This is a genomic window from Streptomyces sp. bgisy159 (assembly GCF_965341775.1).
In the GTDB taxonomy this organism is placed as follows: Bacteria; Actinomycetota; Actinomycetes; order Streptomycetales; family Streptomycetaceae; genus Streptomyces.
Map to the genome: position 1 here is coordinate 35141 of NZ_CBDQZH010000033.1, position 23351 is coordinate 58491.

The window sequence follows — 23351 nt, forward strand, 5'->3', positions numbered from 1 at the left end:
CCACCGATGTAACACCAGTGATGTTAAGAACACGTTCCAGTGGGCACAAGGTGTGGGCGAGCAAGCGCTTGGACACCGTACCCGCACCCCAGGGCCCGGTGCCCGCCCTCCCGCGTCGCCGCCTCCCCGTCCACGCTAGCCTCGGCCACCGACAGCGGCACGGGCCGAACGCGGAACGCGCGGGCCGGGTCACCGGGGCGCGCCGGCCGGCAGGACGGGCGGCGCGATGAGCAGGGCTGAAAGTGTCACGAGCAGACTGGGGATGTCATGAGCAGGCCGAACACGGCTGACCGTCCGTACGATCTCGTGCTCTTCGGGGCCACCGGCTTCGTGGGCACGCTCACCGCGGAGTACCTCGCCGCACACGCTCCCGAGGGCCTGCGCTGGGCCGTCGCGGGCCGCAGCACGAGCAGGCTGCGGGAGCTCCGCGACCGGCTGCCCGGCGGTGACCGGGTGGGGGTGCTGCGGGCGGACGTGGCCGACCCGGCGTCGCTGCGCGCCCTCGCCGGGCACGCGCGCGTGGTGGCCACGACGGTCGGCCCGTACGTGACGTACGGCGAGGAACTGGTCGCCGCCTGCGCGGACGCCGGGACGGACTACCTGGACCTCACGGGTGAGCCGGAGTTCGTCGACCTGATGTACGTCCGCCACGACGCACGCGCGCGTGAGACGGGCGCCCGGCTGGTGCACGCGTGCGGCTTCGACTCGGTGCCGCACGACCTGGGCGTGTACTACACGGTGCGGCAGCTCCCCGAGGACGTTCCGGTGACGGTGGACGGCTTCGTGACCGCCGACGCGGCCTTCTCGGGCGGCACGTTCGCCTCCGCGCTGGGCCAGTTCGCGCGCGGCCGGCAGATGGCGGCCGCGGCGCGCGACCGGGCCCGGCACGAGCCGCGCGTGCCGGGCCGGCGGACCGCCGCGCCGCTGGGCGCGCCCCGGTTCGCCCCGGAGGTCGGCGCCTGGGCGCTGCCGCTGCCGACCATCGACCCGCAGGTGGTACGCCGCTCGGCGCGGGCCCTGCCCCGCTACGGCCCGGACTTCCGCTACCGCCACTACGCGGCCGTGCGCCGGCTGCCCGTCGCGCTGGGCGGGGTCGCCGCGGTCGGTGCGCTGGCGGTGGCGGCGCAGGTTCCGCCCGCCCGGCGGCTGCTGTCGGACCGGCTGCGGCCCGGCACGGGGCCGAGCGCCGAGCGGCGAGCGCGCAGCTGGTTCTCGATCCGCTTCGTGGGCGAGGGCGGCGGTCGCCGGGTGTACACCGAGGTCTCCGGCGGCGATCCGGGCTACGACGAGACGGCCAAGATCCTCGCGGAGGCCGCCCTGGCGCTGCTCCTCGACGACCTTCCGCCCACCTCGGGTCAGGTCACCACGGCGGTGGCGATGGGCGACGCGCTCACCGAGCGGCTGGTCCGCGCGGGCATCCGCTTCCGGGTGGCGGCCCGCCGCTGACCCGCCCTCAGCCCGGCCGGGCGGCCAGCGTGCGGATCATCCCGACGACCCGGCCGGGTCCCGCCGGCACGCCGAGCACCGGCGCGGCGTTCACGGCGCGCCCGACGGGCCCGTCGGGGTCGGCGAGGGGCTTGGGGCGCGGTGCGTCGTCAGGCGGCCCGCCCTTCCGGCCGGGCCGGGGGCGGGCGCATCCGTACGGATACTCAGTGGCGGTGCTGGGTCACCGCCCCGGCGACGGCCCGTTCAGCCGCGCTGCTCACTCACCGCCCCGGCGGCGGCCGCCTCCTTCAGCGCCCGTCGGCACAGGGCGTCGGCCCGGCGGGTGGTCTCCGGGAGGCGGTAGGCCGGGGTGAGCGCGAGGACGTGGGCGCAGGCGCCGGCGAGGCTCACCCGGTGGCCGACGGACACGAAGACCGGCTTGACGCCGTCGCGGGTGCGCAGCGCTCGGCCCACCTCCTCGGCGCCGGCGAGGAGCGGGGCGGACGACCCGCGCGGGGTGGCAGGCTCGTCGTACGTGAAGGTGAACGGGTTCTTCGCGACCCCGATCGTGGGCAGGCCGGTGAGCACGCCGAGATGGCTGGCCAGGCCGAAGCGGCGCGGGTGAGCGAGTCCGTAGCCGTCGCACACCACCAGGCCGGGCGGGCAGGGCAGCGCGTCCAGGGCGGCGAGGACGGCGGGGATCTCGCGGAAGGCCAACAGTCCGGGCACGTACGGGAAGGAGATCCGGCCGACGGCCGTGGCCTCGGCCACGACGTCGAGGCTCGCCGCGTCCAGCACGACGGCCGCAGCCGCCACCAGGTCGCGCTCGTCGTCATAGGCGACGTCCACGCCGGTCACCTGGCCGCTTCCCGGCGGCGGACCCGGATCGTCCAGCACCACGCGCGCGCGGAGCCGGTCCTGGACGGCGCGGGCCGCCTCCTCGGTCGTGGGCCAGTCCTCGGGGATGGGTACGGTCGTCATGGTGGCCACGAGACTACGGGCCCGGGAGCGTCCGGCGCGACCACGAGGGGTAGCCTCGTGATCATGTTCGTGCTGGAACTGACCTACACCGCCCCCCTCGACGCCGTGGACGCCGTCCTTCCGGCGCACGTGGCCTGGCTCGACGAGCACTACGCCCACGGGGTCTTCCTGGCGTCCGGGCGCAAGGACCCCCGGGACGGCGGGATCATCCTCGCGGTCGCGGACAGCCGCGCCCGGATCGAGGAGATCACCGCAGCGGACCCCTTCGTCACCGCCGGGGTGTGCTCCTACCGCGTCACGGAGTTCCTCGCGACGAAGACGGTCCCCGAGCTGGCCCGGTTCCGGGAGACGGCGGGCTGACCCCCGATCCCCGCCCGAGTCAGCCCTTCTTCCGGTCCAGCGCGCGCTGCAGCTCGTCCTTGTTCATGTTCGAGCGGCCCTCGACACCGCGCCGGCGGGCCTCGTTGTACAGCTGGTCCTTGGTCGGGCCGTGGGAGCCGACGCGATTGCCCGACCGCTGACCGCCGCGCTTGGCGGACGACATGTCCTGCGTCGAACTGCGGCTGGCGGTCTTCGACTCGCCGGAGCGGGCGCGCTCCTTGTTCACCGTACGGGCCGCGATCTCCTTGGCGCGTCCGGTGCTCTCGCCGCGGTCCTCGGCGCTCTTCTTGATGTGCTCGTACTGGCGTTCCCGCTTGGGACTCGAACCGGCTGGCATGGTCTCACTCCTCTCGCAGTCGGCGTCCGGGTACCCCGTCGGCGGGCCGGCTCTCCTCCGGTGGCCGCGGAACCCCCGGGCCGGCCGGTCGGGGGCGGTCGTGTGCATGAAGGCGGTGACCGAGGTCACTCGATTCCGGTGTTCACTGATCGGCCGGTTCCGACGTCTCTTCCAGTGCCGGCCCTCACCCGACCGGAAGTCCGTCCCGCCGTCCCAAGGGAGCAAGGCGTTGTCCACCGTCATCGAGCAACCCGTAGAGGTCCGTCTGGTCGCCGCCGCGCCACGGATGGCCACCATCCCGGCCACCCTGCACTACGACCGGACCGATCCGTTCGCCGTCCGCATGACCTTCCCGGCCCCGGCCACCCTGGAGGGCGTGGACGTCTGCTGGACATTCGCCCGTGAGCTGCTGGCCGCCGGCCTGACCCGCGCGGAGGGCCACGGCGACGTGCGGGTCAGGCCGTACGGCTACGACCGGACGGTGCTGGAGTTCCACGCCCCGGAGGGCACCGCGATCGTGCACGTGCACTCGGCGGACGTGCGCCGCTTCCTGCGGGCCACCGACGAACTGGTGCCCACCGGGCTGGAGCACCTGCAGCTCGACCTGGACCACGACCTCGCGGAACTGATGCGCGACGCCTGCTGACGGCCCGCCCCGGCAGGCGGCCGGGCTCCGCGCGTCGAAAAACGCGTTGACGCGTGCGCGCGGCCTCCCTACGCTGCGAAGCGTTCCTGTTGCCGCCGATTGGAGAAGGACGTTGCTCGTCTGAGGTCCTGAGACACCGCGTCACACCGGTGAGGTGTGTGCGTAGCGTGCGACCTCGGCGTACGAGCCGTCCTTGTGGAGCGGGATCTTCCGGACCGTGTGTCCTCTCCCCTCCGTTCTGCTCGGTACCGCTTCCGCGACGGTCGCCGCCCCGGTGTCTCGATACGTGTCGCCCTGACCGCACACGCCATCGCGAGGCCCGACTTGTCCCTTTCCCTTTCCTGTACCTCCCTGTCCTTCGCCTGGCCCGACGGCAGCCCCGTCTTCGACGGCCTCGACGTGTCCTTCGGCTCCGGCCGTACCGGGCTCGTCGGCGTCAACGGCTCGGGGAAGTCGACCCTGCTGAAACTGCTCGCCGGGGAACTCGCCCCGTCCGACGGCGTCGTCCGCGCCACCGGTGAGATCGGCTACCTTCCGCAGAACGTCACCCTCGACACGTCCCTGCGGGTCGACGAGGCCCTCGGTATCGACGGCCGACGGGCCGCCCTGCACGCCATCGAGGCGGGCGACGTGTCCCAGGAGCACTATGACGCCGTGGGCGACGACTGGGACGTGGAGGAGCGCGCGCTCGCCACACTCGGCGAACTCGGCCTGGACCACATCGACCTGGACCGCACCACGGGTGAGCTCTCGGGCGGCGAGTCGGTGCTGCTGAGGCTGGCCGCGCTGCTGCTGCGCCGACCGGACGTGCTGCTCCTCGACGAGCCCACCAACAACCTGGACCTGTACGCGCGGCGACGGCTGTACGCGGCGATCGCCGCCTGGCCGGGCGTCCTGGTCGTGGTCAGCCACGACCGTGAACTGCTGGAACTCGTCGACCGGATCGCCGACCTGCGCGCCGGGCGGATCACCTGGTACGGCGGGAACTACTCCGCCTACGAGGAGGCGCTGGCCGGCGAACAGGAGGCGGCCGAGCGGATGGTGCGGGTCGCGGAGAACGACCTGCGCCGGCAGAAGCGCGAACTGGTGGACGCTCAGGTGAAGTTGGCGCGGCGCAAACGGTACGGACAGAAGATGTCCGAGCAGAAGCGCGAGCCGAAGATCGTGATGGGGGCGCGCAAGCGGGCGGCGCAGGAGTCCGCCGGCAAGCACCGCATCCTGCACGAGGAGCGGCTCGCCGAGGCGCGCGAACGGCTCGACGAGGCGGAACAGGCCGTGCGGGACGACGACGAGATCCGCGTCGACCTGCCGTACACGGCCGTACCGCCGGGCCGCGCCGTGCTCACGCTGCGGGACCTCGAACTGGTCCACGGGGCGCGGGTGACCGGCGGGCTCGATGTGCACGGTCCGGAGCGGATCGCGCTGATCGGGCGCAACGGGGCGGGCAAGACGACGCTGCTGCGGACGGTCGCCGGGGAGCTGGCCCCGGTGGCGGGCGAGGCGACGGCGCACGTGCCGCTGCGGTTCCTGCCGCAGCGGCTGGACGTCCTCGACGGTGAGCTGTCCGTCGCCGAGAACGTGGCCCGGTTCGCGCCGGGCGCCACCGACAACCGGATCCGGGCGCGACTGGCCCGCTTCCTGTTCCGGGGCGCCCGCGCCGACCGCAAGGCGGCCACGCTCTCGGGCGGCGAGCGCTTCCGGGCGGCCCTGGCCGCCCTCATGCTCGCCGAGCCCGCTCCCCAGCTGCTGCTGCTGGACGAGCCGACGAACAACCTGGACATGACCAGCGTCCGCCGGCTCACCACCGCGCTGGAGTCCTACGAGGGCGCCCTGATCGTCGCCGGCCACGACCTGCCCTTCCTCCGGTCGATCGGCATCACCCGCTGGCTGCTCCTGGACGGCGAACTCCGGGAGACGACACCGGAGGCGATCGGGTAGCCGGCCCGGGTGCGGGGGCGGCCCCGGCCTGCGGAAGGGCGGGGCCGCGCTGCATCATGGTGGGGACAGTGACACCGATCCGGAGATGCCTCGTGCCCAGCAAGAAGGCCCTGGTCCGCCGTCCCAGCCCGCGTCTCGCCGAAGGGCTGGTCACGCACATCGAGCGGGAGAAGGTCGACGTCGACCTCGCCGTCGAGCAGTGGGAGGCGTACGTGGCGGCGCTACGGACGCACGGGTGGGAGACGGTCGAGGTGGATCCCGCCGACGACTGCCCAGACTCGGTGTTCGTCGAGGACGCCGTCGTGATGTACCGCAACGTGGCCCTCATCGCCCGCCCCGGCGCCGAGTCCCGCCGCGAGGAGACCGCCGCCGTCGAGGAGGCCGTGGCACGCCTGGGCTGCTCGGTGAACTGGGTGTGGGAGCCCGGCACCCTCGACGGCGGCGACGTGCTGAAGGTCGGCGACACGATCTACGTGGGCCGCGGCGGCCGGACGAACGCGGCCGGCGTGCAGCAGCTGCGCGCCGCGTTCGAGCCGCTCGGCGCGCGTGTCGTGGCCGTGCCGGTGAGCAAGGTGCTGCACCTGAAGTCGGCGGTGACCGCGCTGCCGGACGGCACGGTGATCGGGCACATCCCGAAGGTGGACCGCCCGTCGCTGTTCCCGCGTTTCCTGTCCGTGCCGGAGGAGGCGGGCGCCCACGTCGTGCTCCTCGGCGGCCACGAGCTGCTCATGGCGGCGAGCGCGCCGAAGACGGCGGAGCTGCTCACCGATCTCGGCCACGAGGTCGTCACGGTGGACATCAGCGAGTTCGAGAAGCTGGAGGGATGTGTGACGTGCCTCTCGGTGCGACTGCGGGAGCTGTACGCCTGAACGGGTGAGCCGCTCCCCCGCTCGGCCCCGGGACCTGCGGGTTCCAGGGCTGCGCGCTGTCCGGGCCCGGGACCTCGGTGACCTGCGGTTCGTCCCGTTTCGCCCCCGCTGATCAGCGCTCTTTACGCCGCACTTAACCTACGGGTTCGTAACCTACGGATTCGTAGCCTACGATCCCGTAGGTTCCGCGCCCGCTCGCCGGAGCGCCTCGTTCCGTTTCACGTCCCCCTGGAGTTCCCGTGACGATCGCTTCCCCTCACCTCGGCAGCCCCGCCGTCTGGACCGACGCCCGGCTGCTGTACGCACTGGAGGAAGTGGTCGAGCAGGAACTCGACCGGCACCTGAAGGCCGCCAAGGACTGGATGCCGCACGAGTACGTGCCCTGGAGCGACGCACGCAACTTCCCCGGCATCTTCGAGGACGGCGAGGCCTGGGACAAGGAGCAGTCGAAGGTCACCGAGATCGGCCGCACGGCCCTGATCGTGAACCTCCTGACCGAGGACAACCTCCCCAGCTACCACCACGAGATCGCCACCCTGTTCGGCCGCGACGGCGCCTGGGGCACCTGGGTGCACCGCTGGACCGCCGAGGAGGGCCGCCACGGCATCGTCATGCGGGACTACCTGCTCGCCTCACGCGCGGTGGACCCGGACAAGCTGGAGCAGTTCCGCATGGCCCACATGGGCGAGGGCTTCGAGCTGGACCACCGGCACTCGATGCTGCACTCCGTCGCCTACGTGTCGTTCCAGGAACTGGCGACCCGCATCTCGCACCGCAACACCGGCTTCCAGTCCGGCGACCCGGTCTGCGACCGCATGCTCGCCCGCATCGCGGCCGACGAGAACCTGCACATGATCTTCTACCGCAACCTCCTGAAGGCCGCCTTCGAGCTGGCCCCCGACCTCACCATGCAGGCGGTGCGTGACGTGGTCGTGAACTTCCGGATGCCCGGCCACGGCATTCCCGGCTTCGAGCGGGCCGCGGCGCAGATGGCCATCGGCGAGGTCTACAACCTGCGCATCCACCACGACGACGTCCTCCAGCCCGTGCTGCGGTTCCTGAAGGTCATGGACATCGACGGCCTGGGCCCCGAGGGACGCCAGGCCCAGGAGGAACTGGGTCTGTTCATGAACGGGCTGGACGCGGAGGCCGTGAAGTTCGACGAGAAGCTCGCCGCGCGCAAGGCCCGCATGGCGGCCCGCGCCGCGGGCTGACGCGCCGGCCCCGCTGCGCCCGGGCGGTCAGTGCGGCGTGCGCCGGATCCGCAGCCGCTCCTTCTCGGACAGGCCGCCCCACACGCCGAACCGCTCGTCGTTGGCGAGGGCGTACTCCAGGCAGGCCGAACGGATCGGGCACAGGCCGCAGATCTGCTTCGCCTCACGCACCGAGCTGCCGGGCTCCGGGAAGAAGAAGTCCGCCCCGGTCTGCGCGCACAGCGCCTCCCGCTGCCAGGCGAGGTCGGGCGTGGGGATCGTGTCGGTGTACATGGCGGACAGCGTGGCGCGCGGCGAAAAACGTTCGATCAACGCGCGATCAACGCCGCCTCGGCGCGGCGGCCCGGGACCTGCGGACCGCCCCGATGATGCCCGCGCGGGACGGTCCGGCGCACGGCGGCGCGCGGGGCCTGCCAGGGACGGTGCGAAGGCGGTGCCCGAGCGGCGGTGGCCCCCGGGCGCCGCGTCCGTAAGCGCTCCGGCGGCGGTTGTCAGTGGGCGGTGCCAGACTCGGCAGTGCACAGAACGGCGACCTGCGAGGAGGGCGACGATGCTCACCACCCGTTTCGTGGACGGTGCCCCGAGCTGGGCGGACCTCGCCACCCCCGACCTCGACGGCGCGGCGTCGTTCTACCGCGGGCTCTTCGGGTGGGAGTTCCGGTCGGCGGGGCCCGGGGCCGGCGGCTACGGCTTCTTCCAGCTGGCCGGGCAGACGGTCGCCGGGGCGATGCCGGCCACCGCCGAGCAGCAGGGCCCGCCGTCCTGGACCGTCTATTTCCGGACCCCGGACGCGGAGACCACCGCCCGGGGCGCCGAGCGGGCGCACGGAGCGGTGCTGCTGCCGCCGACGGAGGTGATGGGCCAGGGCACGGTGGCGGTCCTCGCCGACCAGGCGGGGGTGCCGTTCGGGCTGTGGCAGCCGGGACGGACCAAGGGCGTCGACGTGGCGAGCGAGCCCGGTGCGCTGTGCTGGGTGGAGCTGTACACGCCGGACATCGCCGCGGCCGCCGCCTTCTACTACGCGGTGCTGGGGCTGGAGACCTCGGCGGTCTCCTTCCCCGGCGGCACCTACACGTGCGTGAATCCCTCCGGTGCCGGCGAGGAGGCCATGTTCGGCGGGATCGTGCCGCTGGCCGACGACCGCGTCGAGGCGGCGTCGGGCGCGTACTGGCTGCCGTACATCGCGGTCACGGACGCGGACACGGTGGTCGCCCGGACCCGGGAGCTGGGCGGCACCGTACGGATGCCGGCGACGGACCTGCCCGGCGTGGGCCGTGTCGCCAAGCTGGCCGATCCGTACGGGGCGCGCTTCGCGGTGATCAGACCCGAGCCGCAGTCCTGACGCCGGGAGCGGCGCGGCGCCGCGCCGCGTAGCGGCCTTGTGTGTCGGCGCCGCGGAAGCCGTCAGGGTCTCACCCCGCCGCGGCCGGACGACCGGCGCCCGCCGGGCCTGCGCGTGCGGGACCCTACGGCTTCCCCGTCCCCTGCTCGCGGGCGCGGCTCGGCTGGACGCGCTTCGGCTCGCCCGGCATCTTCGGGTACTCCGGCGGATACGGCAGGTCGGCCAGCCCGTGCTCGCGTTCGTCGCGGCGGGCGAGGTCGAGCAGGGCGTCGAGGGAGTGGGCGCGGTCGTCCATGCCGGCGTGGACGTCACCGAGTTCGGCGAACCGGGCCGGCATGGTGGCGAGGTCGAAGTCGCGGGGGTGGGCGTCACCCACCTCCTCCCAGCGCAGGGGCGCGGAGACGGGGGCGTGCGGGCGGGGCCGTACCGAGTAGGCGGAGGCGATGGTGCGGTCGCGGGCGGTCTGGTTGTAGTCGAGGAAGACGCGCTCGCCGCGCTCCTCCTTCCACCACTTGATGGTGACGAGATCGGGCATCCGGCGTTCCATCTCCCGGCCCACGGCGATGGCGGCGCGCCGGACCTCGGTGAAGGTCCAGCGGGGCTCGATGGGCACGAAGACGTGCAGGCCCCGGCCGCCAGAGGTCTTGGGCCAGCCGCGCAGGCCGCCGAACTCGTCCAGGACGGCGCGCAGTTCGTGGGCGGCGCGGACGGCGTCGGCGTAGTCGGTGCCGGGCTGCGGGTCGAGGTCGATGCGCAGTTCGTCGGGCCGGTCGACGTCGGTGCGGCGCACCGGCCAGGGGTGAAAGGTGAGGGCGCCGTACTGGGCGGCCCACACCACCGCGGCCTCCTCGGTGGGGCACATCTCGTCGGCGCTGCGACCGCTCGGGAAGGTGATGTGGGCGGTGGGGATCCAGTCGGGCATGTTCTTCGGCGCCCGCTTCTGGAAGAACCACTCGCCGGTCACGCCGTCGGGGTAGCGCTCCAGCGTGGTGGGGCGGTCGCGCAGGGCGCGCAGGATGCCCGGCGCGACGGCCAGGTAGTAGCGGGCGAGGTCCAGCTTGGTGAAGCCGCGCTCCGGGAAGAAGACCTTGTCGGGATTGGTCAGCCGCACGGTCCGGCCGCCGGCCTCCAGTTCCACCGCATCGCCCATGGGTGCCACGGTAGGCGGCCCCCGCGGACCGCGCACACCAGGCGGCATCAGGCGTACCGGAGCAGAATCGCCTCATGGACCTGCCGGTGATGCCGCCCGTGAAGCCCATGCTCGCCAAGTCGGTGGCGACGATCCCGCCGGGTATGCAGTACGAGGCCAAGTGGGACGGGTTCCGGGCCATCGTGTTCCGCGACGGAGCCGAGGTGGAGCTGGGCAGCCGTACCGGCAAGCCGTTGACCAGGTACTTCCCCGAACTGGTGGCGGCGGTGCTCGAACGGGTGCCCGCGCGGTGCGTGCTGGACGGGGAGATCGTGATCGAGCGGGAGGGGCGGCTGGACTTCGACGCGCTGACCGAGCGGATCCACCCGGCGGCGTCCCGGGTGCGGACGCTGGCCGAGCGGACCCCGGCCTCGTTCGTCGCCTTCGACCTCCTGGCTCTCGACGACGAGTCGCTGCTCGACGTGCCGCTCGCCGACCGGCGTGCACTGCTGGTGGGAGCGCTGTCCGGGGTGACTCCCCCCGTGTACGTGGCACCGGCGACGACCGATGCGGAGGTGGCGCGGCAGTGGTTCGAGCAGTTCGAGGGCGCGGGGCTGGACGGGGTGGTCGCCAAGCCGCTGGCGCTTCGCTACCGGCCGGACGAACGCGTGATGTTCAAGATCAAGCACGAGCGCACCGCGGACGTCGTGGTCGCGGGGTACCGCTTGCACAAGAGCGGTCCGGTGGTCGGCTCCCTGTTGCTCGGCCTGTACGACGGCCGGGGCGCCCTGCAGCACGTGGGGGTGTCGGCGGCGTTCCCCATGAAGCGGCGTGCCGAGCTGGTGGAGGAGCTGGAGCCGCTGCGGATGGCCGACATCGCGGACCATCCGTGGGCGGCCTGGGCGGACGAGGCCGCCCACCAGGGCGCCCGGCTGCCGGGCGCGCCGAGCCGGTGGTCGGGCAAGAAGGACCTGTCGTGGGTGCCACTGCGGCCCGAGCGGGTGGCGGAGGTCGCCTACGACCACATGGAGAACGGGGCGCGTTTCCGGCACACGGCCCGGTTCCGCCGCTGGCGCCCGGACCGTGCGCCACAGAGCTGTACGTACGCCCAGTTGGAGGAGCCGGTGCGCTACGACCTGGCGGAGATCCTCGGCCCCGGCGCGGGCGGCTGACCGACCGCCCGCGCCACGGCGTCACCGCGTCAGGCGTCACGGCGTCACGGCGTCACGGCGTCATCAGGACCTTGACCGCGCCGTCCTGCTTGCGCTGGAACATCTCGTAGGCGTGCGGCGCCTCGTCCAGCGGCACCCGGTGGGTGGCGAAGTCGTCGACACCGAGCGGGTCCTCGTCGGTGAGGTAGGGCAGGATCTCGTCGCTCCAGCGGCGGACGTTGGCCTGGCCCATGCGGATCTGCAGCTGCTTGTCGAACATGGTCAGCATCGGCAGCGGGTCGGCCGTACCACCGTAGACGCCGACCAGGGAGAGGGTGCCGCCGCGGCGCACGAGTTCGATCGCGGTGTGCAGGGCGGCGAGGCGGTCGACACTGAACCGCTCGGCGAGCGGCCCGCTCAGCTTGCGGGGCAGGACCGACGACGCCTGCTGGGCGAGCCGGGCGGCGGCGCTGCCGTGTGCCTCGGTACCGACGGCGTCGATCACCGCGTCGGGGCCGCGCCCGTCGGTCTCGTCACGGATCGCCTCGACCAGGTCCTTCTCGCTGTCGAAGGCGCGCAGGTCGTACGTCTCCACCCCCCGGGCGCGGGCCCGCCGCAACCGGTCACCGACCAGGTCCACCCCGAACACCCGGCCGGCACCGCGCGCCTGGGCGATCCGGCAGGCCATGTCGCCGATGGGCCCGAGGCCGAGGACGGCGATGCTGCCGCCCTGCGGTACATCGGCGTACGCGACGGCCTGCCAGGCGGTGGGCAGCACGTCGGAGAGGTAGACGAACCGGTCGTCGGGCGGCCCCTCCGGCACCTTGATGGGACCGTACTGGGCCTGCGGGACGCGCAGGTACTCGGCCTGGGCGCCCGGGACCGCGCCGTACAGCCGCGTGTAGCCGAACAGGGCGGCGCCCATTCCCTCGCCGGTGACCTGCGTCGTCTCGCACTGGGTGGGCAGGGAGTTCAGACACATCCAGCAGTTGCCGCAGGCGATCTGGAAGGGGACGACGACCCGGTCACCCGCCTGCAGGTCGGGGACGGCGGGGCCGACCTCCTCGACGATGCCCATCGGCTCGTGGCCGAGGATGTCCCCCGGGGTCATGAACGGTGTGAGCACCTCGTACAGGTGCAGGTCGGAGCCGCACAGCCCGGTGGACGTGATACGGATGACGGCGTCCGTCGGTTCCTGGATCGCCGGGTCCGGCACCGTCTCCACTCGGACGTCCCGCTTGCCCTGCCAGGTCACTGCCTTCATCGCGCCCTGCTCCCTCCGCCGAGTCGGGGATCCCGGGGTCGGTGCCCCGGGGTGCGGCCCGGGTACCCGGGCGCCAACGGGCCGAACCGCACCCTCTTCGCACCCTCGGCCGATCGGACGATCCCCGGCGAAGCGCCATGAATGATCGGGTTTGGCCATCGATGACCTGATGAGCGCACAATCCAGGAAACGGGACAGGACGACGACTGTGAGCACGGTACGAGGAGCACGGACCCGGCGCGGTGCCATGACGCGGGCGCTGCTGGCCGGTGCGATGACGGCCGCCCTGGCGGTGGGCTGTACCGGCACGCACGGCACCCGCGACGACGGGCGCGGCGGAGACCGGGAGAGCGGTACGCCGAGCGCGTCACCCGACGGCCCACCGAGCGAGCTGCGCGGCTCGGTGCTCGCGGTGAAGATCGACAATTCCCGCTCCGCCCGCCCGCACACCGGTCTCGGCGCGGCGGACGTCGTCTACGTCGAGCAGGTCGAGGGCGGGCTGAGCCGGCTGATGGCGGTGTACGCGACCCGGTTGCCGTCCGCCGTCGGCCCGGTGCGCAGCGCCCGCGAGGCCGATCTGGAGCTGCTGCGCCAGTTCCGCCGGCCCGTACTGGCCTTCTCCGGCGCGCAGGGCAAGCTGCTCCCGCTGATCGACGAGGCGCCCCTGACGGCCGTGACACCCGAGAAGGCGTCCGGCACCTTCTACCGGGAACCCGGCCGCCCCGCGCCGCACAACCTCTACCTGCGCCCCGGCCGGCTGCTGCCCGAGGCGCCCGGCGGGAAGGCCCTCACGACCGGCTTCCACTACGGCGCCCCGCCCTCGGGCGGGACCGCGGAGACCTCCCGCACGGTACGTTACCCGGCCGCCCGCTTCACCTTCACCTGGTCGGCGCAGCGGGAGCGGTGGCTGGTCTCCATGGACGGCCGGGCGGCGTTCACCACCGACGGCGGCCGGCTGGCACCCGCGACGGTGGTCGTGCAGTACGTGAAGGTGCACCGCAGCGACTTCCACGACTTCCTCGGCAACTACACGCCCTACACCGAGACGGTCGGGTCCGGGAAGGCACGGGTGCTGCGCGACGGGCGCGCCTACGACGTGCGGTGGGAGCGCACCGAGGCGGCCTCGGGCACGGCGTTCACCACGCCGGACGGCCACCGGGTGAACTTCGCCGAGGGGCAGGTCTGGGTGGTGTACGCCAAGGCGTCCTGACCGGCGTCGGCGCGTCGGTGCCCGGCAGCCGGCGGCTCATTGCGCCCGCAGCGCCGACAGCTCACGCAGTGCGCGCTCCGCCTGCGCGGCGAGGCCGTCCGCACCGCAGGAACGGGCCAGGGTCAGACCGCGCTCCAGTTCGGCGCCGGAGCGAGCGGCGATGCCGTACTCCACGCGGGCCGCCGCGTGCTCGAACTGGCAGGGCGAGGACTCCAGAAAGGTGACGGCCTGGCCGGCCAGCTGGACCGCGCGCCTGCCCGTCTCCAGGGCGGCGGCGCAGCGCAGCGCCTCGCCGATGGCGGTGTCGGTCCCGAACCGCTCGGCCTGCCGGCGGACGTCGGCGGCAAGCCGCGCGGCCCGCGAGGGGTCCTCGACCGCGAGCGCGCGGGCGAGGTCGACCGCCCAGGGCACCATGACCGGGTTGAGGTGACCGCGCGCGGCGGCCGCCTTCCCGGCCTCCTCCAGTTCGTTGACGCCGTCCTGGGTGCGACCCGCGGCGAGCAGCAGGCGGCCGCGGACCGAGCGGGGGTCGGGCAGCACGATCGTCGAGGGGTAGGGCGGCGCGAAGCCGTACTGCTCGGCTGTCCGCCACGCCTCGTCGACATGGCCGCGGGCGAGCAGGGTGTCGACCAGGTTGCAGGTGGCCGACCAGTACAGGGGAAGTCCCCGGCCGACGTGCTCGGCGAGGCGCAGCGACTCGCGCAGGGATCGCTCCGCGTCCCGGAGGCGGCCGCGACGGCGGTGGCCGAGACCGACGTAGGCGTGGGCCAGGGCGAGGTGACCGCCGCTCCAGCGGGCGGACTCGTAGGCGTTGAGGGCCTCGGTGAACAGGGCTTCCGCACGGTCCAGGCGATCGGTGTAGGCGTAGGCGCTGGCCAGCATCATCGGCAGTTCCAGACCCCACTCGGTGTCGGTCCAGCCGAGACCGGGTGCGAGGCGGCCGTTGACTAGGGCGCGGTCGCAGGCCTCCACGGCCTCCTCGGCGTTGTCGCCGCGGGTCATGGCGTCGAAGCCGCGCAGGATGAGCAGGGCCCGCTCGGAGGTGTCGCGGCCGGTGCAGGTGGCGGCGAGGGCGGCGAGCCGCTCGGAGCGGCCCGGTGCGGGGGTCTCCCCGGCGTGCACGCCCTCCCACATGAACTGCACGGCCTGCAGCCGCATCCGGGCCGGTCCGGGGCCGAGCCGCGCCACCTCCGCCTCGACGGTGCGGACCGCCTCCTCGGGCTGGTTGTTGTGGAGCAGTGCCTGGGAGAGGCGGTAGACGGCGTCGACCCGGTCGGCGCCGTCGAGGCCGGGCATGGCGAGCGCGGTCCGCAGGTGGCCGATGGTGGTCGCGGGCGCGGTGAGCAGGCTGGCGCAGCCCAGTTCGTAGAGCACGCGCGCGTGGACGTGCGGCCGGGGCGGCTCGGCGAGGGCGCGCTCCAGGCAGCGGCGGGCCGCGTCGGGCGCGCCGACGGCGAGGTGTTCGCGGGCGGCCTCGCGCAGCTGCGCGACGAGTTCCTCGTCGTCGTCCGGGTGGACCTGCAGCAGGTGCCGGGAGGCGGCGGCGACTCCCTTGCCCGCCTGGGTGACGATCTGTGCGGCGATGCCGTGCATGGCCCGCCGCAGGGCCTCGGGGACGGAGTTGTAGACGGCGGTGGCGATCAGCGGGTGCACGAACTCCAGCTCGCCGTCGCCGCCCGGGACGCCGACCGTGGGGTCGGGCGTGGTGAGGATGCGGGCGCCGCGCAGGAGTTCGGCGCAGTGCCGGGCATCGTCGGCGGCCAGCCCGGACAGCCTCGCCACCTGGTCGAGGGTGATGCCGGCGCCGAGGATCGCGGCCGCCCAGGCGAACCGGGTGGCGTCCACCCCGAGATCCTCCAGGCGGGCGACCAGGCCGCCGCCGCGGGCTGCCTTGTTGAGGGGGCGCAGTCGCGCCGCGTGCGCCTCGGTGGGTTCCAGCTCGCTGTCGGAGACCTTGGCGAGCAGTTCGACGGTGTCGTACGGGTTGCCGCCGGTGACCGCCCACACCTCGCGGCAGAACGGCGCGTCCGCGTGCTCGCCGAGGGCGGCGCGGGTGAGTCCGGCGACGGCCTCGGGGGTGAGGGCGCTCAGGCTGGTCACGGAGCGGCCGGCGACGGCGGCGACCGCGTCGAGGCACCGGGCGCCCTCGCCGCCGGCCTCACCGTCCCGGCAGGCCACGGCGACCAGCACGGGCAGGTCGTCGAGACGTTCGACGAACGCTGCCAGCCAACGCAGGGTCTCCAGATCGGCCCAGTGCGCGTCGTCGATCAGCAGCACCAGCGGCCACTCGCGCCGTGCCAGCCGGCGTACGGCGGCGACGAGGCCGTCGGAGACGTTGCGCGGGTCGGCGGGCGGACCGTCGGGGTCCGCTATGCCCAGGGCGGGGCCCGCGATGCCGTACCAGTCGCCGAGGTACTCCCGGGCCTCCTCGGGCAGCAGCGACAGCAGCGCGGGCTGCAGCAACTGCCGTACGACGTTGAAGGGGACCGACCGCAGCGTCTCGCCGCCGCGCGCCGACCAGACGGTGCAGCCGTGGGCCTCGGCCGTGCGGCGGGTCTCGGCCAGCAGGGCTGTCTTGCCGAGACCGGCGTCGCCGCGGAAAACCAACACCCGCCCCGAGGACGACCGGTCGGCCCGCAGCGTCTGCACCGCCCGTGTGATGACGCCGACTTCCTCCTCGCGCTCCCACAGAGAGGCCGAGGCGGCCGCCACCGGCCGAACCTCCGTCATCCCGCTACCTCCCCAAGTCGCCCGAACGACGTACGAACCCGAGGGTAGCTCCCCGACGGCCGGAACGGCGTCCGCTCCGGGCACCTGTTCCCGCCGCGGGTGACGCCCTCTCGCCCGTCGCCGCCCGGAGGCCTGCGGCGGACCGGCCGGGACGTCAACCTCATGTGCGTACCGCGGACTTGACGAACGTGGGGTGGCGTACGCGGTGGCGCGGGCCGGGGTCGCGCGGCTCCGGGCGGGCCGCCCTCGCGCGGCCCCGCGGCCGCCCTCTCATCCGGCTTTCACGGTCGCCTCATACGGTGGGGGCATGACGCAGGTGACTCCTCCGGGGTGGTATCCCGACCCCGGACAGACAAGTGACGGCCCCGCCTCCGAGCGCTGGTGGGACGGCAAGGCATGGACGGACCGGACCCGCCCGGCGGGCTCGGCCGCGGCGTGGGGGCCGCCGGGCGGGGCGCCGGCCGCCGGCGCGCAGACGGGGTTCGCGGCCCACCCGACCGTGCCGGCCTTCCCGGCCCACCCGGCACTTCCCGCGCCGCCCGGGGCCCCCGCCGCGCGGCGGGGCGTGCGGACCGGGATAGCCGTCGCCGCGGCGGTCGCGGTGCTGGCGAGCATCGGAATAGGCGTGTACACGCTGACCAAGGACGACGGCGGGGACGGCCGGCCGGGCACCGCTCAGGGCGACGGCGGCCGGGGCGGCCCGTTCGGCGGCCCCGGGGGCGGTGACGGCGGCGGCGACCGCGACGGTGGACGCGGCTCCGGCGGGCCGGGCGACTCGGACGAGGACTCACCGTCCCCCCGGGAATCCGAGGCACCGAAGATCAGGAGCGGTTCGGTGACCGACGCCCTCAACGGGATCAGCATCCCGATCCCGAAGGGCTGGACGGGCCAGCAGAGCGGCGCCGGCGCCCAGGTGATGTCCGACACGACGTACCCCTGCCCGGGCGCCGCGGACAAGACCTGCGTCAAGGGCGGCGTGTACTCCGCGCCGCGCGAGCTGCACCGCACCAAGGGGGGCACGCCCGAGGAGGTGGCCAAGGCGGACATCGCCGCGAACGCGGAGGAGTCCTACGGCGGCTCCACCTACGGCTCGATCACCTCGCACCAGGTACTCGCCTCCCAGGCGGTGACCGTGGCCGGCCAGAAGGGCTACCTGGTGCGCTGGAAGGCCATCACCGGCAAGGGGGTCGACGGCTACGTCGAGTCGCTGGTCTTCCCGGCGCCCGCGGAGCCGAGCCGGCTGGTGGTGCTGCGCTTCGGTCTGGACGCCGATCAGCAGGTGTCCGTCATCGACACGATCACCAAGGGCATCGCGGTGGCGAAGGGCGGCGGCACCGGCCGCGACGTCTGATCCGCGCCCCGGCCGCCGTACGGGTTCGGCCGGGTGGGCGCCCCTCCGCTCAAGGGACCCCCACCCGGCCGGGGGTGCGCCGCCCCCGTCCCCACGGTGCGGCGCGAGCAGGCCACCGTCCAGTCATCCCGTGGACGGCGGCCCGGGTCGGTCAGGCGAGGCCGAGGGCGGGCAGTACCGCCGCCTCGACGAACCGCAGCAGGTACTCCGAGTCGGCCTGCCGCCCGTCGATCACGGGCCGCACCCGCAGCACCCCATACAGCTGCGCGGGGACGAACTCCAGCGCCGGGTGGTCCGCCGGGACCTCACCGCGCTCCACCCCGCGCCGCAGGATGCCCCGGAGTTCGGCGAGTTCCGGCTCCACCAGCGCCTCGCGCAGCGCCCGCTGCAGGGCGGGGTCCTGGGTGACCGCGTGCCCGAGGGCCTGCAGCAGGCGGGTGTCCTCGCCGGCCCACCGCCCGCCGGCCCGGGCGGCGGCCCGCAGGTCGCCGGCGAGCGTGCCGGTGTCGATCCCGGCGAAGCGCGCCCGGTGGGAGGAGCGCAGGGCCGCGGCGACGAACTGGGGCTTCGTCTTCCACTGCCGGTAGAGCGTGGACTTGCTGCAGCGGGTGCTGGCCGCGATGCCCTCCATGGTCACGGCGTCGTACCCGCACTCCCGGATCTGGTCGAGGACGGCGTCGAAGAACTCCCTCTCCCGTTCGGGCGTGAGTTTGGAGCGGCGCGACGCGGCGACCGTGTCGGGTCCGTCCGCGGCCTGCGACGTCATCGGTCTGTCTCCTCGCTGCCTCTTGGCCGGCTCTTCTTCCGCGGCCGGTCCGTCCCGCCTCCAGTGTGGCGCAGATCAACCGGCTCGATCGATACGCCAGTGTACCGGTACATGACCGTATCGGTACACTGGCGTATCGGTACGATCCCGTATCGATGGTGGCTCACCGCGTCGGTGGGACCCCACCACCACACCGCACGCACCACCGTCAGCGAAGGGGCCGGGGGATGACTGCCCGCACCGAGCCTGCCGAAGCGGAGTCCGACCGGACCCCGCGACCGCCCGTGGTCCGGGAGCTCCTGCTGGTCGCAGGGCTCTTCCTCGTCTACAAGCTGGGCCGCCGGGCGGCGACCGGGCACACCGGGGAGGCGTTTCGCAACGCGCGGGATCTGTGGGACGCCGAACGGTGGCTCCGGCTGCCGGGCGAGAACTCGGTGCAGTCGCTCCTGCTGCACGGCGACGCCCTGGTGCGCGCCGCGAACACCTACTACGCGACGGTCCACTTCCCGGCCACCGTGGCCTTCCTGGTCTGGCTCTACCTGCGCCGGCCCGCGCACTACCGCTGGGCCCGGCGGGTGCTGGCCGCGGTCACCGCCGCGGCCCTGGCGCTGCACCTGGCGTTCCCGCTGGCCCCGCCCCGGATGCTCACCGAGGCCGGACTGATCGACACCGGCGCGGTGTACGGCCCGTCGGTGTACGGGCCGCCGGCCACCGACCACCTGTCGAACCAGTTCGCGGCGATGCCCTCGCTGCACTTCGGCTGGGCGCTGATGCTCGCGATCGGCCTCATGACGGCGACCCGTTCCCGCCTGCGCCCGCTCTGGCTGCTCCACCCGGCGCTGACCCTGCTGGTCATCGTCGGCACGGCCAACCACTACTGGCTCGACGCACTGGTGGCGGCCGCCCTGCTCGGCGCAGGCCTCGTGGTGATCCGGCCGCCCCGGCGCCGGGAGACGTCTCCGGGGCGTCGTACCGCCACCCCGGCGCCGGTCGGGGACCGGACCCCGGAGGGCCTGGGGGCCGGGCAGGGGCCTTCGGAGGGCGGCGGCCGGGCCGCGGTCGGCGGCGGCGCCGGGTCGGGGAGAGCGGTCGCCGCGCCGCTGGTGGGGGCGGACCGATGAGCGCCACCGTGCTCGCCGTCGTCCTGTCGCTGTTCTCGGCGGTCGCCTACGCCGCCGCGGCCGTCGCCCAGGAACGGCTGGCCGCCGGCTCCCCCGGTTCGGGGCTGCTGCGCCTGCTGGGCAGCGGCGCGTGGTGGTGGTCGGTGGTGCTGAACGCCTCCGCCGCCCTGCTGCACGTCGTGGCGCTCAAGTACGGCCCGCTGACCGTCGTGCAGCCGCTGGGCGCGCTCACCCTGGTCGCGGCCGTGCCGCTGGGCGCCCGGCTGGCGGGGCGGCGGGTACGTCCGGCGGAGTGGCGCGGCACCGCGTTCACCCTGGTGGGGCTGGCCGCCGTGCTGACCGCCGCGTCCGGGCCCGCCCCCGACGACGTGCTGAGCGTGCCGGAGGCGGTGGCGGTGGCGGGGGCCACTGCGGCGCTGATGGGGCTGCTGGCCCGGCCCGGCGCTCGGCCCGGACTGCGCCACGCGACCGCGTCGGGGTTCGCCTCCGGGGTCGCCTCGGCGCTGACCCAGACCGTGACGGTGGCCGCGACGGACCGCTCGGGCCCGGTGCTGAGCGTGCAGGTGGCGGGGGTGGCGCTGCTGGTCGCGGCGTTCGCCACGGCCGGCCTGCTGCTGTCCCAGACCGCCTACCGGGGCGGCCTCGGGGCGCCGCTGGCCGTGGTGACCCTGGCCAACCCGGTGGCGGCGGCGGTGGTCGGGCTCGCGCTGCTCGGCGAACGGCTGCGGGGCGGGCCGACGGGGATACTGCTCGCGCTGGCCGGCGCCGCGCTGGCGTCCTGGGGCGTGGTCCTGCTGTCGCGGACGGCCCCCGAGCCCGTGCCGGTGCCTTCGCAGGCGCCGGGGTACGGGGACGAGGGACACCCCGTGGCCGCCGTACTGGCGCTCGGGCCGACGTCGGCCCCGGTGCGGCACGGCCCGGCGCCCCGGACGGCGCGGGCCGAACCGGGGCGCCTGACGCGGCTGTAGCGGATCAGTTGAATCCGCGCGCGTCCTGCTTCAGCGCCGTGTCGACGGTCAGGGCGGTGGCGACCACCATGCTGAGCAGCGGCTCGGGCAGCTGGTAGTGGATCTGCAGCACGTAGTTGTCGGCGCTGGTGAACATCGTCTTGGCGAGGCCCTCCCAGGTCTTGGTGATCCGGGCGACCTCGTTGCCCGCGTGGTCGACGACCGCGAAGTTCCAGGCCCGCCAGTTCTCCGCCTTGATCGCGCCGATCTGCCCGCCGTCCGCGTTGATCGCGAAATTGATCTTGCCGATGACGTTCTGCTGGACGATCTCGCCGATCTGCCGGCCGTCCGGCCGCGCCACGACCACCCGCGACTTCAGGAACTTCGCGGGGCGCGTGAGCACCAGGACGGGCCGGCCGTGCGCGTCGCGGATCTCCAGCGTGTGGGTCATGAACTGGTCGAGGCTGGAGACGAAGCGGACCGCCTTCTTCAGCGCGCTCTGACCGACCTGGACGACCGAGCCGAGCTGAGTGCCGTGCTGGTCCATGACCGTGTACTCGTTGGTCAGCTCGATCAGCTTGGCCTTCTGGTTCACCACCAGGACCGGCTCGGTGAACAGGGTGCCGCCGCCGGCACCGCTGGGCGCGACGCCCGCCTGCTGCTGGACCTGGCGCTGGACCCGCGGGTCGGGCCCGGCGGGCTGCGCCGGGACCTGCGGCGCCGGCTGGGCCTGCTGGGCGGCCTGGGTGTGCTGGGTCCACTGGGCGCCGTCCCAGTAGCGCAGCGTCTGGGCCGCGCCCTGCGGATCCGGGTACCAGCCTGCAGGTGTGTTCGATTGCGTGGTCACCGGCGCACACTACCCCGGCCCTTCGCACGGCTGACGGGCGCCCCGTCCGCGGTCGGCGGGACCCCGGTCGCGTACGCCGGGGGCGGGTCGGGACCGGACGCCGTCGGCGACCTGAACGCCGACGGTGCCCGGTCAGGCCTCGGGAGCCGCCGGCACCACGCTGAGATGGCCGGCGGTGCGGCGCGGGCGGCGGGTGCGGCGGGGCGGGGGCGCGGGCCGTGCCTCGCGCGGCACCATCGTCAGCCGGACGTACCCCTCGTCCGCCAGGGCCTTGGGCACCTCGCAGACGATGCGGTACTCGGTGACGCCGCGCCGCGGGTCGGGGTGGGCGAGCCGGCGCACCGCCCCGTCGTACTCGGCGGCCTGGGCGCCGACCGCGCGCAGCCAGTGCGGCAGCCCCTGCCGGTAGGCGGCCTCCATGATCGGGTCCTGGGCGATGTCGCGGCGGATCGCCTGCAGCCCGTGGTCATGGCCGTGCCGCTCGGAGGCGGCGGCGAGCAGGGCCAGGGCCGGCAGGCACCAGCCCGCCTCGTGGTCGACGAGCACGCCGGCCGCGTCCGGGTGGAACAGCACGAACCGGAGCAGATTGTCGCCCGGCATGGCCGTCGGATGCGGGCCGACCTCCCCGAAAAGTGTCTCGAAAGCGGCGTTCGCGAGAACGACGTCCCAGCGGTGGTTCAGCACGACGGACGGATGGGGTACGGCCTCCAGAAGGGTGGCGTAGTCCCGTAGATACGCCTGGGTGCCGGGACTCTCGGGGACGGGCCGCGGTACGGACCGCTGCCCTCCTGCCTGATATGCCATCGGGAGGTCACCCCTCTTGCCTGATGCGGCCTTCACGCGGCGCCCCGATCCTGGTGCCGAGATACATGCGATGTCAACTATCGTGGCATTCCGCGCTCGTTGACGGCTGAAATTGGCCACAGTTGTGGCGAGACCTGGATGTGGGTTCGACCGACCCGTTAGTCTCCGGGCAGTTCACGACGACCGTCTGTGCCGGTGAGAGGGCCCGGTGAGAGGGCAGTGAGAGACGTGGGAGACCTGTCGGTGACGGATGGCTTCGAGGTTCCGGGCGCCGCGGCGACGGCTTCGCTGTCGGCCGTCGTCGCCCGTGTCGCCGCGCTCGCCGACCGGCTCGGCGTGCCGCACGGGGAGGTCTTCGACACCGGGCGGCTGTCCGTCGCCTGCGGTGTGCCGGAGCCCGTGGTCAAGGCCCTGCTGAGGGGCCGTCCGGCCGGTGAACCCGACGTCCAGGCGCGCTTCCTGCAACGCCTGGACCTGCTGCGCCGCACCCGCCTCAAGCCCAACGGGCGCAAGTACACCCAGCAGGAGATCGCGGACGGCGCGGGCATGTCGCGGCAGCAGGCGGGCGCCCTCATCAACGGCGACCGCCGCCCCACGATGGAGCACTGCGACGCCCTGCAGCGCTTCTTCCACGTGCACGCGGGGTTCCTGACGGCCGAGGACCCCGAGGCGCTGACGGGCACGCTGCGCCACACCGAGCAGGAACTGCTGCAGCGGCTCGCCGAACGGGAGGCGGCCGCCGACGACCCGCTGGAACGCCTGCTGCAGGACCACGGGGTGCGCGGGATCGCCTGGCGGGCCGCCCAGCTGCCCACCGACCAGCACCGCGACAAGGTCGCCGAGTGGCTGGACATGCTCCTGGAGAGCGTGAAGCGACCCGAGACGTGAGCCGGGAGAG

22 protein-coding genes and 1 pseudogene are annotated in these 23351 nt (G+C 73.9%); 13 read left to right on the forward strand and 10 right to left on the reverse strand.

Annotation, left to right across the window (positions count from 1 at the left end; translation table 11 throughout):
* The first annotated feature begins 267 nt into the window (after window positions 1-267).
* Window positions 268-1446 carry a saccharopine dehydrogenase family protein gene (locus ACSLTV_RS26405; RefSeq protein ID WP_435613005.1) on the forward strand — a complete coding sequence of 393 codons (1179 nt, stop codon included), beginning with the start codon at window positions 268-270 and terminating at the stop codon, window positions 1444-1446.
* Between the two features lie 7 nt (window positions 1447-1453).
* Here ACSLTV_RS26405 and ACSLTV_RS26410 read toward each other — a convergent pair.
* Both ACSLTV_RS26410 and ACSLTV_RS26415 read right to left on the reverse strand, forming a co-directional pair.
* Window positions 1454-1570 (reverse strand): annotated as a pseudogene (locus tag ACSLTV_RS26410) (morphogenic membrane protein MmpA); the annotation flags it as partial.
* A gap of 119 nt (window positions 1571-1689) precedes the next feature.
* Window positions 1690-2406, reverse strand: coding sequence for an endonuclease V (locus ACSLTV_RS26415; RefSeq protein WP_432158484.1), 717 nt, complete (start codon window positions 2404-2406; stop codon window positions 1690-1692).
* A 63-nt stretch (window positions 2407-2469) separates the two neighbouring features.
* Here ACSLTV_RS26415 and ACSLTV_RS26420 point away from each other — a divergent pair, with 63 nt between their 5' ends.
* Window positions 2470-2766 (forward strand): YciI family protein, encoded by a 297-nt coding sequence (locus tag ACSLTV_RS26420; protein WP_432158485.1) that lies wholly within the window; start codon window positions 2470-2472, stop codon window positions 2764-2766.
* A gap of 19 nt (window positions 2767-2785) precedes the next feature.
* Here ACSLTV_RS26420 and ACSLTV_RS26425 read toward each other — a convergent pair whose 3' ends face one another.
* Entirely contained in the window at window positions 2786-3124 is a 339-nt protein-coding gene (locus tag ACSLTV_RS26425; protein WP_432138780.1) for a plasmid stabilization protein, read from the reverse strand.
* Between the two features lie 229 nt (window positions 3125-3353).
* Between ACSLTV_RS26425 and ACSLTV_RS26430 the strand changes: the two genes are divergently transcribed.
* The 4 genes from ACSLTV_RS26430 (at window position 3354) to ACSLTV_RS26445 (ending at window position 7791) form a co-directional block, all read left to right on the forward strand.
* Window positions 3354-3770 (forward strand): SsgA family sporulation/cell division regulator, encoded by a 417-nt coding sequence (locus ACSLTV_RS26430; RefSeq protein WP_432138781.1) that lies wholly within the window; start codon window positions 3354-3356, stop codon window positions 3768-3770.
* A gap of 324 nt (window positions 3771-4094) precedes the next feature.
* On the forward strand, window positions 4095-5708 hold the full coding sequence (locus ACSLTV_RS26435) for an ABC-F family ATP-binding cassette domain-containing protein (protein ID WP_432158487.1): 1614 nt from the start codon (window positions 4095-4097) through the stop codon (window positions 5706-5708).
* A gap of 92 nt (window positions 5709-5800) precedes the next feature.
* The gene (gene ddaH / locus ACSLTV_RS26440) at window positions 5801-6577 is read left to right on the forward strand and encodes a dimethylargininase (RefSeq protein ID WP_432138783.1); all 777 of its coding nucleotides are present in this window, start codon (window positions 5801-5803) and stop codon (window positions 6575-6577) included.
* 239 nt (window positions 6578-6816) lie between these two features.
* Window positions 6817-7791, forward strand: a complete 975-nt coding sequence (locus ACSLTV_RS26445; RefSeq protein ID WP_432158488.1) for an acyl-ACP desaturase — start codon at window positions 6817-6819, stop codon at window positions 7789-7791.
* A 27-nt stretch (window positions 7792-7818) separates the two neighbouring features.
* On the opposite strand, the gene ACSLTV_RS26450 is transcribed toward ACSLTV_RS26445, so the two are convergent.
* On the reverse strand, window positions 7819-8064 hold the full coding sequence (locus ACSLTV_RS26450) for a WhiB family transcriptional regulator (protein ID WP_432138785.1): 246 nt from the start codon (window positions 8062-8064) through the stop codon (window positions 7819-7821).
* A gap of 277 nt (window positions 8065-8341) precedes the next feature.
* Here ACSLTV_RS26450 and ACSLTV_RS26455 point away from each other — a divergent pair, with 277 nt between their 5' ends.
* A complete protein-coding gene (locus tag ACSLTV_RS26455) occupies window positions 8342-9133 on the forward strand; it encodes a VOC family protein (protein WP_435613006.1) in 792 nt (263 codons plus the stop codon).
* A gap of 124 nt (window positions 9134-9257) precedes the next feature.
* Here ACSLTV_RS26455 and ligD read toward each other — a convergent pair whose 3' ends face one another.
* Window positions 9258-10283, reverse strand: a complete 1026-nt coding sequence (gene ligD / locus ACSLTV_RS26460) for a non-homologous end-joining DNA ligase (RefSeq protein ID WP_432138787.1) — start codon at window positions 10281-10283, stop codon at window positions 9258-9260.
* Between the two features lie 74 nt (window positions 10284-10357).
* Between ligD and ACSLTV_RS26465 the strand changes: the two genes are divergently transcribed.
* Window positions 10358-11434: an ATP-dependent DNA ligase gene (locus ACSLTV_RS26465; RefSeq protein ID WP_432138788.1), complete on the forward strand. Its 1077-nt coding sequence runs from the start codon at window positions 10358-10360 to the stop codon at window positions 11432-11434.
* A gap of 52 nt (window positions 11435-11486) precedes the next feature.
* Here ACSLTV_RS26465 and ACSLTV_RS26470 read toward each other — a convergent pair whose 3' ends face one another.
* Window positions 11487-12677, reverse strand: coding sequence for a zinc-dependent alcohol dehydrogenase (locus tag ACSLTV_RS26470; protein ID WP_432138789.1), 1191 nt, complete (start codon window positions 12675-12677; stop codon window positions 11487-11489).
* A gap of 169 nt (window positions 12678-12846) precedes the next feature.
* On the opposite strand from ACSLTV_RS26470, the gene ACSLTV_RS26475 reads away from it, so the two are divergent.
* Complete coding sequence (locus ACSLTV_RS26475) at window positions 12847-13887, forward strand: DUF3048 domain-containing protein (RefSeq protein WP_435613007.1); 1041 nt, start codon at window positions 12847-12849, stop codon at window positions 13885-13887.
* 36 nt (window positions 13888-13923) lie between these two features.
* Here ACSLTV_RS26475 and ACSLTV_RS26480 read toward each other — a convergent pair whose 3' ends face one another.
* On the reverse strand, window positions 13924-16617 hold the full coding sequence (locus ACSLTV_RS26480; RefSeq protein WP_435613008.1) for an ATP-binding protein: 2694 nt from the start codon (window positions 16615-16617) through the stop codon (window positions 13924-13926).
* Window positions 16618-16924: 307 nt separating this feature from the next.
* Between ACSLTV_RS26480 and ACSLTV_RS26485 the strand changes: the two genes are divergently transcribed.
* On the forward strand, window positions 16925-17968 hold the full coding sequence (locus ACSLTV_RS26485; protein WP_432138791.1) for a DUF2510 domain-containing protein: 1044 nt from the start codon (window positions 16925-16927) through the stop codon (window positions 17966-17968).
* 151 nt (window positions 17969-18119) lie between these two features.
* Here the strand turns inward: ACSLTV_RS26485 and ACSLTV_RS26490 are convergent, their stop codons facing one another.
* Entirely contained in the window at window positions 18120-18734 is a 615-nt protein-coding gene (locus ACSLTV_RS26490; RefSeq protein ID WP_432138792.1) for a TetR/AcrR family transcriptional regulator, read from the reverse strand.
* A gap of 227 nt (window positions 18735-18961) precedes the next feature.
* Between ACSLTV_RS26490 and ACSLTV_RS26495 the strand changes: the two genes are divergently transcribed.
* Together ACSLTV_RS26495 and ACSLTV_RS26500 are read left to right on the forward strand one after the other, a co-directional pair.
* Complete coding sequence (locus ACSLTV_RS26495; protein WP_435613009.1) at window positions 18962-19855, forward strand: phosphatase PAP2 family protein; 894 nt, start codon at window positions 18962-18964, stop codon at window positions 19853-19855.
* Window positions 19852-20823 carry a hypothetical protein gene (locus tag ACSLTV_RS26500; RefSeq protein ID WP_432138794.1) on the forward strand — a complete coding sequence of 324 codons (972 nt, stop codon included), beginning with the start codon at window positions 19852-19854 and terminating at the stop codon, window positions 20821-20823. Before ACSLTV_RS26495 ends, ACSLTV_RS26500 begins: the two co-directional genes overlap by 4 nt.
* 4 nt (window positions 20824-20827) lie before the next feature.
* Here the strand turns inward: ACSLTV_RS26500 and ACSLTV_RS26505 are convergent, their stop codons facing one another.
* The gene (locus ACSLTV_RS26505; RefSeq protein ID WP_432158737.1) at window positions 20828-21649 is read right to left on the reverse strand and encodes a phospholipid scramblase-related protein; all 822 of its coding nucleotides are present in this window, start codon (window positions 21647-21649) and stop codon (window positions 20828-20830) included.
* Between the two features lie 132 nt (window positions 21650-21781).
* Window positions 21782-22453, reverse strand: a complete 672-nt coding sequence (locus ACSLTV_RS26510; protein ID WP_432138796.1) for an MmyB family transcriptional regulator — start codon at window positions 22451-22453, stop codon at window positions 21782-21784.
* 243 nt (window positions 22454-22696) lie between these two features.
* On the opposite strand from ACSLTV_RS26510, the gene ACSLTV_RS26515 reads away from it, so the two are divergent.
* The gene (locus ACSLTV_RS26515; RefSeq protein WP_432138811.1) at window positions 22697-23341 is read left to right on the forward strand and encodes a helix-turn-helix domain-containing protein; all 645 of its coding nucleotides are present in this window, start codon (window positions 22697-22699) and stop codon (window positions 23339-23341) included.
* Window positions 23342-23351 lie beyond the last annotated feature (10 nt).